This is a genomic window from Pseudomonas sp. PWP3-1b2 (assembly GCF_049896045.1).
Lineage (GTDB): Bacteria > Pseudomonadota > Gammaproteobacteria > Pseudomonadales > Pseudomonadaceae > Aquipseudomonas > Aquipseudomonas antarctica_B.
Genome location: NZ_JAFCTN010000004.1, coordinates 38,732 through 48,968, shown reverse-complemented (window position 1 = coordinate 48,968; position 10,237 = coordinate 38,732). Strand labels below are relative to the sequence as shown.

The following is a 10,237-nucleotide window of genomic DNA, read 5'->3' as shown; positions in this document are numbered from 1 at the left end:
GCTCAGGCGCCTTTGAACTGTTGCTGCAATTCCACCAGCGCGGGTGACGCCGGGCTGATGCGGTTGCGGGTTTGAGCGGCGATCAGCCAGCCACTGCGGTGCAGTTCCTTGATGATCGGGTCGAGTTTGGCCTGTGTGTCGCTTTCGCCGCGACGGGTCCAGATCACCGACGGTGCCGGGTTGAGTTCCGGGCTGATCGCGCGATAACCCTTCCACTCGGCGCTGTCATTGATCAGCGGGTTGATCAGGGTTGAGTCATGCACGGCGGCCACGCAGTTGTTGCCGCGCAGGGCGAGCAGCGATTCCGAGGAGCTTTTGAACGCCTTGATCTCTGCGCCGAACTCGGTCAGCGGTTTTACGTAACTGCTGCCTTGCGAGGTGCACACCGGCTGACCCTTGAGGTCTTCCCAGCGAGTGATCTGGCTGTCTTTAAGCACCGCGGCGGTGCCGCCGATGCGGTAGAACGGAGTGGGCACGAAACCGAGGATTTCACCGCGCTCGGCAGTCCATTCCATGTTGGCGATCAGCAGGTCGACCTTGCCCTGTTGCAGGAACTGCACGCGGTTGGCCGGCAAGACCGGCACCAACTGCACGTCGGCCTTGAGTTGGCGCCCAAGTTCGTTGGCCAGGTCGACGTTCAAGCCTTTGGGTTGCTGAGTCGCCGGGTCAATGCTGCCGAACGGCCCGCCGGACAACAGCACACCGACCACCAGCACATGGCGCTGCTCGATCTTGTCCAGGGTCGCATCGGCCTGAGCCGCCACACTGGCGCCTAACGCGATCATCGACCCCAGGGCCACCGGCAACCATTTCTTGAGCATCATTGGATTTCCCCCTGGCGAATGATCGGCGTACCCCGACCTGATGGAGGGGCATGCTAGGGAGCGCGCGGGAGTAACGGAAATGCAAATATCTCATATCGTTATAACTTGCCGTGTGCGGGCGACCAATGATTTGGGAATAACCGCTGATTTATTGGCCCCTCTGAAAAATCGCTTCTACAACACATCAATATCTGTAATGTTTAACTTCCCACCGTTGATATAAAAACGCCTCTGGAAATGCCCATGCCGACCCTTGACCTGGAACTGCTGCGCACCTTTATCGCCGTGGTCGACCACCACAGCTTTGCCGAAGCCGGCACGCACCTGGCGCGCACCCAGTCGTCGGTCACCCAGCATATGCAGCGGCTGGAGCAGCAAGTGGGCGTGAGCCTGTTTGAAAAACGCGGCCGCCAGAAGCAGCTGACCGAGCCGGGTTTGCAGCTGTTGCGGCATGCGCGGCAGATGCTCTCGCTGAATGACGACGCGCTGAACTCCCTGCGTGAAAGCAGCCTGAGCGGTGTGCTGCGTATCGGTTCGCCTCACGACATTGCTGACACCATTTTGCCGCCGATCCTTAGCCATATCGCCCGTTCCGCGCCCCGTTTGCGGCTGGAGATTGATGTGGGGCGCAGCCCGTTTTTGATGGATGACTTGCACCGCGGCAAGGTAGACATGGTGATTTCCACGCGGTCTGATCCGAACCTTGAGGGGTTTGCGTTGCGCACCTCGCCGGTGTGGTGGATTTGTTCGGCGCAGTACATTCATCAGCCGAGTGAGCCATTGCCGTTGATTCTGGTGGATGAGCCGAGTATTTATCGGCGCTATGCGCTGGAGGCGTTGGAGCGGGCGAATATCCCCTGGCGGCAGGCGTATCTGGCGTCGAATTTGATTGGAATCAAAGCCGCGACTCGCGCGGGGTTGGGGGTAACGCCGAGGAGTATGGAGATGTTGGGGCCGGACATGCGGGTGCTGGGTGAGACGGATGGGCTGCCTCGGATGCCGGAGGTTACTTATTATTTATGGATTCGACCGAATACGGCGAATCCGATTGCGCGTAAGGCGTATGACTTGATTCGGGGGAGTCAGGGGTTGTGATTCGGTGTGCTCGCACTCCAGCCATCGCGAGATCAAAGGCAACAGCAAGATCACAAGCCCGGCACAGTGTGGGAGCTGGCTTGCCTGCGATGGCATCTACTGGTTTTGCCTGATGGACCGAGGTGCCTGCATCGCAGGCAAGCCAGCTCCCACAGTTGGATCTCCATTTGGCTGGAGGACCGCAGTCTGCTCTTAAAAAACAGCGCTTTTGATTCAACCACTCTCAGCCGTTACCGCAGAACCGGATAAACACTGCGCAATCACCCCGCGCAAAACCAAAGCAGAGTCCGCCGCCTGCGCAGCCGAGGCCACATTCGTAAACCCCATCAACAGCCCCTGCCCCCGCCCCGGTTCAAGCGTCCACCCCGACACCGCCTGAACCGCCAACCCCGCTGCGTTCGCCGCGTCAGCCACTGCCCCATCCGGCACATCCACCAACAACCGCGCCAGCAAGTTAATCCCACCAGCCTGCTCATCCACCCGCAAAAACGCCGAGCAATGCTCCGCCAACGCCGCCACCAACAACCCCCTGCGCACCGCATACAACTGCCGCATCTTCTTCAGGTGCCGCGTAAAATGCCCCTGCTCCAAAAAGTCTGCCGCCGTCAGCTGTAACAACTGCGGGCTGCGCTGCTGCAACGCCTGCGCCCCCCGCTCAAACGCCTGCGACAACGCCGCAGGCACCACCAGATAGCCCAACCGCAATCCCGGAAACAGCATCTTGCTGAAACTCCCGGCATAGATCACCCGGCCATCACCATCCTGGCTTTTGAGCGCCGCCAACGGCTGGCCCCGATAGCGAAACTCACTGTCGTAATCATCTTCAACCACCCAACTGCCCCTCTCCCGCGCCCAGTCCAGCAACGCCCGCCGCCGCGCCGGGCTCAGCGCCACACCCAGCGGGCTCTGATGCGCCGGGGTCACAATGGCCAGCCGCGCATCCACATCACGCAGCCGGCCCTGCTTCACCTCCAGCCCATCACGGTCCACCGGCACCGGCACCAGCTCAACCCCCTGATGCATCAACAACTGCCGCGCATGCAGATACCCCGGGTCCTCAAACCAACAACGTTGCCCGGCCATCTCCAGCGCGTCGCAAAACAACGTGAGGCATCCCGCATACCCCGCACACACAAACACCTGCTGCGGCGTGCACTCCACGCCTCGGTACAGTGCGAGGTAATTGGCAATGGCCACGCGCAAGGCCAAGGCACCGCGAACGTCGCCCATCGCCAGGCTGTCGGCGTCGGTACGGCGCACCTGTTGAGTGACCAGCCGCGCCCACAGTTTGCGCGGAAACGCGTCCAGCGCCGGCAAGCCCATTTGCAGAGGCCGAGGCCCCGAAGCAACCGGCGCAACCACCGGCAGCGGCTTAACTGACACCTGCGGCGCAGAACCGGCAACCACCGTTCCCGCTTGGCCGCGCGCCTCGAAAAAACCCTCGCTGACGAGCAACTGATACGCCGCCTCGACCGTGCCACGCGCCACCTTGAGTTCCAGCGCCAGGCTACGCACGGACGGCACTCGATCACCCGCAGCCAGTTGGCCCTGATCAATGGCCAAACGAAAGCGGCGGTAAATTTCCTGGTACTTGGGCAGTGAAGACATCACAGGTTGGCTCGATGCAAAGACAGCCCGGAGTCTGATCATGTCCCAACCCACTTGTCCAATCATGCCCCTGTTGACCGGCCTTCGCGCCGCTGAAAATGGCACACCCTTCACACACAAGGATTGCCCATGAAACACCGCCTCGATTACGCCAAGGCCGCCCCCGCCGGTTACCAGGCCCTGGGCTCGGTGCACAGCTACATCCACGGCTGCGGCCTCGAAAAAGAGCTGATTGACCTGGTGTACCTGCGCGTTTCGCAGCTCAATGGCTGCGCCTATTGCCTGGACTCCCACTCCCGCGACTTGCTCAAGTTGGGCGTAAGCCTGGAAAAAATCATGTTGCTGGCCGCCTGGCGCGAGGGACTGCCGCTGTACACCCCGCGCGAACAGGCCGCGTTGGCCTGGGCCGAGGTGGTCACAGACGTGGCGAACACCGAAGCGCCGGATGCCGATTACGCCGCCGTCGCAGGGATATTCAGCGAAAAAGAAGTCGCCGACCTGACTCTGGCCATCTCCCTGATGAACGCCCTCAACCGCGTCGCCATCAGCTTTCGCAAAGTCCCGGCGGCCATCAAGGCCCATCTGGAGAACCTGAGCCATGAATGACGCCGTCGAATTCGTGCACATCGAAACCGACGCCGACTGCCTTGCCAGCTTTGCGGTGATGCAGCAACTGAGGCCACACCTCACCGACGCAACCGGTTTCACCGAACAAATTCAGCGCCAACGGCAGAACGGTTACCGCCTGCTGGCCGCCCGTGAACACGGCCAGGTGATCGGCCTGGCGGGCTACCGGCTGACCGAAAACACCCTCTACGGCCGCTTTATTTATGTGGATGACCTGGTGGTGGACGCCCCCCTGCAACGCCGGCGCCTCGGTGAGCAGTTGCTCGACCGGGTTCGTGAAGAAACCCGCGCGCGCGGCTATCGCTGGCTGGTGCTGGACACCGGCATGCACATGGCCCTGGCCCAGCGCTTCTATTTCCGTCAGGGCTTGTTGCCCCGGGGCATGCACTTTTCCCAGGACTTGAGCCAATGACCCGCGCCCTGCTGTTGAGCTTCAGCCCCCACGGCAAAGCCGCACACACCTTCAAGCTGGCCCGCGCGCTGCTGCAAGACCTGGTGCCCGACGCCACGGTTACCGAGCGCGACTATGGCGGCCAGGCGTTGCCGCCGTTGACCCGCGAGTACGCGGATGCCCTGACCACTGCTGGCGGGCAGAGTGGCACTGCAACGGCAGTGTCCGAGCAACTGATTGTGGAACTGGAAGCCTGCGACCTGCTGATCCTCTGCACGCCGGTGCACAATTTCACCGTGCCCGCAGCGCTCAAGGGCTGGATCGACCATGTGGTGCGCATTCACCGCAGCTTCACGGTTACCGAGCAGTTCGAAAAAGTCGGCCTGCTCGCCGACCGGCGCACCTTTGTGCTGGTCAGCTCCGGCAATTCGCGCCAGGGCCATGAGCCGGACTTTTTGACGCCTTATCTGACCACCATCCTGGCTACGGTGGGCATTCACAGCGTGGATTTCGTCTACCTGGGCGCCATGGTGCGCGGTGAAGAAGCGGTCAATCGATCGCTGGAACAGGCCCATCGTCAACTGTCAGCGGCAATCAGCACTGGCCTATAAATTTAATGGCGCTAGAATCGGCGCCATTGTTTGCCAGCCTCCCTGATACGAGCCGCCCATGAGCTTTGATTTCGACACGATCCACCCACGCCTCGGCACCGGCAGCACCAAGTGGAACCGTTACCCGCAAGACGTTTTGCCGATGTGGATCGCCGACATGGATATCGCCGCGCCACCCGCCGTTCTGGCGGCCTTGCATGCCCGGCTCGACCAGCAGATTCTCGGCTACAGCGTGGCCGGCCCGGATGTGCGCGAAGCCATCGTGGCCGACCTGTGGGCCAAGTACGCCTGGCGCGTGAGCCCCGAAGACCTGTTGTTCCTGCCCGGCGTCGAGCCCGGTTTCAATATGGCCTTGCACGCGTTTGTGCAGCCCGGCCAGCCTGTCGTGCTGCAAACCCCTAACTATCGCCCGATCCGCCTGGCGCCCGGGCACTGGAACCTGCCGCGCATCGAAGTGCCGTTTGAGCGGGTGAACGGTGAGTTCGTCACACCGATGGCTGCCATGCGCCAGGCGCTGACCGGTGCCGGTGCGCTGCTGTTGAGCAACCCGCACAACCCCATTGGCAAAGTCTTCCCCCGTGAAGAGCTGCTGGCCGTGGCCAACGCCTGCCTGGAAAACGGCACGCTGATCATCAGCGACGAAATCCACGCCGAGCTGTGCTTCGACGGCCGCCGCCATATCCCCACGGCCAGCCTCAGCCCCGAGATTGCCCAGCGCACCATCACGTTGATGTCGGCCAGCAAGGCCTACAACGTGGCCGGTCTGAAGACGTGTTTTGCCGTGGTGCAAAACGCCGAGATTCGCGAGCGCTTCAACAATGCCCGCTGCGGCATGGTCGACAGCGTCAGCCCGTTGGGCCTGGAAGCCACCCGCGCGGCTTACAGCCAGTGCGGCGACTGGCTCGGCGCGCTGGTGAACTACCTGCAAGCCAACCGCGACTACTTGCTCAACGCAGTGCAAACGCGCTTGCCCGGCGTGGTGATGCATGTGCCTCAGGGCACCTACCTGGCCTGGCTGGACTGCAGCGCTTTGGGCCTGGCTGACCCGCAGCAGTTTTTCCTGAACCAGGCCAGGGTTGGCTTGAGCGCAGGGATTGAATTCGGCGATGACAGCCAGCAGTTCGTGCGCCTGAACTTCGGTTGCCCACGGGCGATGCTCGAAGAAGGCCTGCACCGCATGGAACGAGCGCTGCATCACCGCTAGGGTTCATTTCACAACTTTTCGCAACGTGCCCGGAACCCCTGCTGTTACTGTTTTCGCCAAACAGTCCCACCTGAAACAGCAGGAGTTCCACGGCATGTCGACCCAGCCGCTTGACCGCTCGCTCGAGCCCAAAAGCCTCCCCCGCACGCCAACCAAGTCCGGTGCGGAATTTCATGTGCTGCTCAAGAACAGTGTCAATAAAAAGGTTGAGACGCACGACAAGACGCAGTCCGGGCTGGATACCAGCAAAAAAGACGGCTATGAGCTTGCCGCCAAAGACGCCACACCTCCCGAGGCCTTGTCTGACTACAAAGCCATCGGCCCGCCGGATGAAGTCGGCCCGGGGCTGATCCGCTATGAAACCCAGGACGGCAAAAAAGTCATCGTCAGCGAGCACGACAGCCCGGACCTGTTCAAGCAGGTCAGCCAGGATTTCAAGTCGCTGTCCGGCGTAGTCGCCAGTCAGAACGCGGGTTACCAAAGCCTCGGCGCGGATGGCAAGGCGCCGGACACACTGGCCGACTACAAATCCCTCGGCCCACCGGACGAAACCGGCCCTGGCGTGATCCGCTACGAAACCCAGGACGGCACCAAGGTTGTCATCAGCCAGCGCGACAACCCCGAGGCCTTCGAGAAAGCCAAGGAAGCCTATGAAAGCTTCACGGGCCTCTCCAGCAGTGAAGACGCCGGTTACCGGCGTGCCACCGACAACGAAGTGTGGCCGCCCTACGCCGGTACGACGGTTGGCCCGGTCGACGAAGTCGGCCCGGGGCTGATTCGTTATGACAGCAATGGCGAGAAAGTCGTCGTGGCCCGCGACGACAACCCCAAGCTGTTTGATTACCTGGCGGGCCTCAACGCGGTGTATACCGACCCAGGCAAAAAGGCCGTCGTAGAAGGTGAACTCAATAATGGTGCGGTTCTGGCCGACGCCAATACCAAAGTGCCGGAGCTGAACGACTACAAGATGTTCAGCTGGAACAACGACCAGAAAGACCACATCCTCACCTACGAACTGCAGGACGGCACCAAGGTTGTGGTGTCTTCCGATATCAGCCCCGAGCTGTTCAAGAGTGTCGCCACCGCGAATGACACATGGGCCAAAATTCACACCAGTGAAGACGCCGGCTACAAACTCGCCGGGCCGAATGACTTCCTGAAAAACACCGACATCACCTTCGGCTCCCCCGACGAACTGGGCGATGGCCTGATCCGCTATGAGACCAGCGAAGGCAAGGTGATCGTGTCCAGGGAGCTGAGCCCGCAGCTCTACGATGACGTCAAGGCCAAGTGGGACGCCGCCAGCACCGCAGGGGTCGACGATACACGGGCAAAACACAACCTGCCCAAGGCCGGCGACCTCGATGTGCTGAACATGGACACCGGCGTCCATGCCGACGAAAAGGACGACAAGTCGCCCACCCTTAGCGTCAGCGAACTGGCCACCACCCAGTTGATCGACACCTACCGCGAAGGCGTAAAAAACGGCTCGATTCCCAAGGACGACCCACGGGCCAAACTGGTCCGCGCCCTGGAAGCCCAGGCGGCCTACCAGAATGGTCATGGCATCACGGGCTACGAAGAGTCCAAGCGCCCGTTCAACACCACCTGGCGCGAGTTTGATGACAAACAGACCGAGCTGACCTCGGCCGACATGCACGACATCATCGATGGCAAGGCGGTGCAGAAACAGATCAGCGAGTTGTTCCAGGACCCGACTGTGCAGGCCGACTACAAGTCGAAGATGGACGACGCCATCAATAAGTTGCCGAACAAGGATGAGATCAAGCAAAAGCTGCTCGACCTCACGTCAAACCCGGATTACGTGCTGTACCTCAAGGACCTGCAAAACCAGGGCAAGACGTCCGAGGCGCAAAAGGACCTGAGTGACACCCTCACCTCGCTGTCGTTGTTCGACCCGGAGGCTGCCAGCAAGGCTGCGCAGAACATCCAGGCGGATGGCTTGACCACTGACCTCAATACGATCCTCTCGGACCCAAGCAAGATCTCCGACGAAAACAAGGAACTGGCCACCAAAGACCTGTTCGGTTTGCTCAAGGGCGTGCTCAAGGGCAACCTGCTCGACCTGCCGCGCCGCACCCAGGAAACCCTGGAGAAATTCCTCAATGAAGGCCTTCAGGGCAAGGCAAAGTCCTCGGCCGTGACCAAGGCTCTTGAAGAGTTGGGTGAGGTCTACAAAAACAGCGGCACCATCAGCGAAGCCGATGTAAAAACCGCCCTGAGCAAGCCCTACATCCCGGTCGCGGATCGCGGCATGCTCGGTGAAGTGTTCAACACCCTCAACAGCAAGGGCATCCTGGGCTCCCTCGGCGCCGGCGTGACCCTGTTCTCGGCGATTTACCAAATGGTGGGCAAAGGCGGCAAGCTGGGCGAAACGCCGGCTCAGCGCATGTCCATCGCCAAGGACTTCCTCAGCTTTGCAGGCGGCGCGAGCCACTTCGTCAGGCTGGGCGACAAAATTGGCGAGTCCTTGGGCAAGGGCGGGCTGGTGAATTTTCTGGGCCTGGACAAGACCCTCCCGGAAATCTGGGGCAAGGAAGGCGCGGCAGGCAAAGTGCTCGACTTCGGCCCGGGCGGCGAGATTGACACGAAAGTCAGCAAAGAGATTTCCGCAGCGCTGGACGCGGTACCCGACAGTCAGTACGACGGCATCTCGAAGATGTTTGGTGAAGGCGACAAGGCCGTCACCGAAGCCACAGAAGGCCTGGCTACCCACCTGGATGACGGCCTGGCCGCAGCGGGCGCGGCCAAGCTGGGCGCCTCCAAGTCGGCAAAAATTGCCGGTTCGGTAATCAAGGTGCTGGGCCCGGCCACGGACATCGTCGGTGGCTTTGCCGATATCGTACTGGGTGCACTGGCGATCAAGAGTGGTGTGGCCAGCAAAGACCCGCTGGCCCAGGCGGCCGGTGGTTTGCAAGTGGCGGGCGGTGCATTCGGCGCTTCGGCCGGGGTACTCGGTGCTGCTGCACTGTTCGGCGCAGGCTCGGCAGCGGCATTGACCGGGCCGTTTTTCCTGGTGGGCGTGGCGTTGGCGGTGGTCGGCGGGATCATCGGTTACTTTGTCGACCACAACAAAAAACAGAAAGCCACCGAGAAGGAAAACGACTGGTACCGCGACCTGGCAGGCGATGGTTTATTGCAGGACAACTGGGCCGACAAGGTCGAGTACGCCCACTACGAGATCCACCATTACCACGGCCGTGACACGCCGACCGACGACAGTATCTTTCGCTTCCAGCAATCGGAGTGGGAGCACTTCGACCAGACGCCTCAAGAGGGTGGCTCGTCGAGCAACCGCCTCGATGGCGACTTGCACAAGGACTACACAGACCCGAACACACCGCCCAAACAGCTGCCAAGCGATGCGCCGGTGGATGAACCGGAACCGCGTCCGTTCGGCGGTGGTGGCGGCGCGAGACTTAACTGATGCTGTGACAGACTGACAAAAACCACTGTGGGAGCTGGCGTGCCGGCTCCCACAGTGGTTTTTGTGTTTACAGTTTGGCGATAGACACTTCAGTCGACTTCACAAACGCAATCACTTCGCTGCCCACCTTCAATTCCAGGTCACGCACCGAGCGGGTGGTGATCACTGACGTCACAATGCCGGACGCGGTTTGCACGTCGATTTCAGACACCACTTCCCCCAGCAGGATTTCCTTGATCACGCCCTTGAACTGATTGCGCACGTTGATCGCTTTAATGGTCATGTCGGCTTTCCTTTTGGCTGTTGGGTCAATCCGCACGAATGCGCAGGCAGTCAAAATGCGCTATCAGATCGAACATTAAAAAGAATATATAACTCTTTATTTATTCGTTATGGGTATATAGGAATTGTTCGCCAGCAAACAGTCAA

General features: G+C 60.9%; 9 protein-coding genes. 6 read left to right on the top strand and 3 right to left on the bottom strand.

All coding sequences use genetic code 11. The annotated features are described in order from the left end of the window. Nucleotides 1-2 precede the first annotated feature (2 nt). Nucleotides 3-824 (bottom strand): transporter substrate-binding domain-containing protein, encoded by an 822-nt coding sequence (locus tag ACP7A2_RS03785; protein WP_426133141.1) that lies wholly within the window; start codon nt 822-824, stop codon nt 3-5. A gap of 243 nt (nt 825-1,067) precedes the next feature. On the opposite strand from ACP7A2_RS03785, the gene ACP7A2_RS03780 reads away from it, so the two are divergent. Further along, nucleotides 1,068-1,919 (top strand): LysR substrate-binding domain-containing protein, encoded by an 852-nt coding sequence (locus tag ACP7A2_RS03780; protein ID WP_426133140.1) that lies wholly within the window; start codon nt 1,068-1,070, stop codon nt 1,917-1,919. 213 nt (nt 1,920-2,132) lie between these two features. On the opposite strand, the gene ACP7A2_RS03775 is transcribed toward ACP7A2_RS03780, so the two are convergent. Next, the gene (locus tag ACP7A2_RS03775; RefSeq protein WP_426133139.1) at nt 2,133-3,527 is read right to left on the bottom strand and encodes a PLP-dependent aminotransferase family protein; all 1,395 of its coding nucleotides are present in this window, start codon (nt 3,525-3,527) and stop codon (nt 2,133-2,135) included. Nucleotides 3,528-3,656: 129 nt separating this feature from the next. Here ACP7A2_RS03775 and ACP7A2_RS03770 point away from each other — a divergent pair, with 129 nt between their 5' ends. The 5 genes from ACP7A2_RS03770 to ACP7A2_RS03750 all read left to right on the top strand — a co-directional run bounded on the left by ACP7A2_RS03770 (nt 3,657) and on the right by ACP7A2_RS03750 (nt 9,808). Then, entirely contained in the window at nt 3,657-4,133 is a 477-nt protein-coding gene (locus tag ACP7A2_RS03770) for a carboxymuconolactone decarboxylase family protein (RefSeq protein ID WP_375064779.1), read from the top strand. Next, entirely contained in the window at nt 4,126-4,566 is a 441-nt protein-coding gene (locus ACP7A2_RS03765; RefSeq protein ID WP_426133138.1) for a GNAT family N-acetyltransferase, read from the top strand. The genes ACP7A2_RS03770 and ACP7A2_RS03765 overlap by 8 nt, the downstream gene beginning before the upstream one ends. Then, nucleotides 4,563-5,156, top strand: coding sequence for an FMN-dependent NADH-azoreductase (locus ACP7A2_RS03760; RefSeq protein WP_426133137.1), 594 nt, complete (start codon nt 4,563-4,565; stop codon nt 5,154-5,156). Before ACP7A2_RS03765 ends, ACP7A2_RS03760 begins: the two co-directional genes overlap by 4 nt. Before the next feature lie 58 nt (nt 5,157-5,214). Further along, a complete protein-coding gene (locus tag ACP7A2_RS03755; RefSeq protein ID WP_426133136.1) occupies nt 5,215-6,360 on the top strand; it encodes a MalY/PatB family protein in 1,146 nt (381 codons plus the stop codon). A gap of 94 nt (nt 6,361-6,454) precedes the next feature. Further along, entirely contained in the window at nt 6,455-9,808 is a 3,354-nt protein-coding gene (locus ACP7A2_RS03750; protein ID WP_426133135.1) for a hypothetical protein, read from the top strand. 67 nt (nt 9,809-9,875) lie between these two features. On the opposite strand, the gene ACP7A2_RS03745 is transcribed toward ACP7A2_RS03750, so the two are convergent. Continuing rightward, nucleotides 9,876-10,091 (bottom strand): TOBE domain-containing protein, encoded by a 216-nt coding sequence (locus tag ACP7A2_RS03745; RefSeq protein ID WP_003173733.1) that lies wholly within the window; start codon nt 10,089-10,091, stop codon nt 9,876-9,878. Nucleotides 10,092-10,237 lie beyond the last annotated feature (146 nt).

What these genes read in the sequence shown, in the direction of transcription:
- ACP7A2_RS03785 (WP_426133141.1), bottom strand. Translation starts at nt 824, where the DNA reads ATGATGCTCAAGAAATGGTTGCCGGTGGCCCTGGGGTCGATGATCGCG.
- ACP7A2_RS03775 (WP_426133139.1), bottom strand. Translation starts at nt 3,527, where the DNA reads ATGTCTTCACTGCCCAAGTACCAGGAAATTTACCGCCGCTTTCGTTTG.
- ACP7A2_RS03750 (WP_426133135.1), top strand. Translation starts at nt 6,455, where the DNA reads ATGTCGACCCAGCCGCTTGACCGCTCGCTCGAGCCCAAAAGCCTCCCC.
- ACP7A2_RS03745 (WP_003173733.1), bottom strand. Translation starts at nt 10,091, where the DNA reads ATGACCATTAAAGCGATCAACGTGCGCAATCAGTTCAAGGGCGTGATC.
- ACP7A2_RS03780 (WP_426133140.1), top strand. Translation starts at nt 1,068, where the DNA reads ATGCCGACCCTTGACCTGGAACTGCTGCGCACCTTTATCGCCGTGGTC.
- ACP7A2_RS03760 (WP_426133137.1), top strand. Translation starts at nt 4,563, where the DNA reads ATGACCCGCGCCCTGCTGTTGAGCTTCAGCCCCCACGGCAAAGCCGCA.
- ACP7A2_RS03765 (WP_426133138.1), top strand. Translation starts at nt 4,126, where the DNA reads ATGAATGACGCCGTCGAATTCGTGCACATCGAAACCGACGCCGACTGC.
- ACP7A2_RS03755 (WP_426133136.1), top strand. Translation starts at nt 5,215, where the DNA reads ATGAGCTTTGATTTCGACACGATCCACCCACGCCTCGGCACCGGCAGC.
- ACP7A2_RS03770 (WP_375064779.1), top strand. Translation starts at nt 3,657, where the DNA reads ATGAAACACCGCCTCGATTACGCCAAGGCCGCCCCCGCCGGTTACCAG.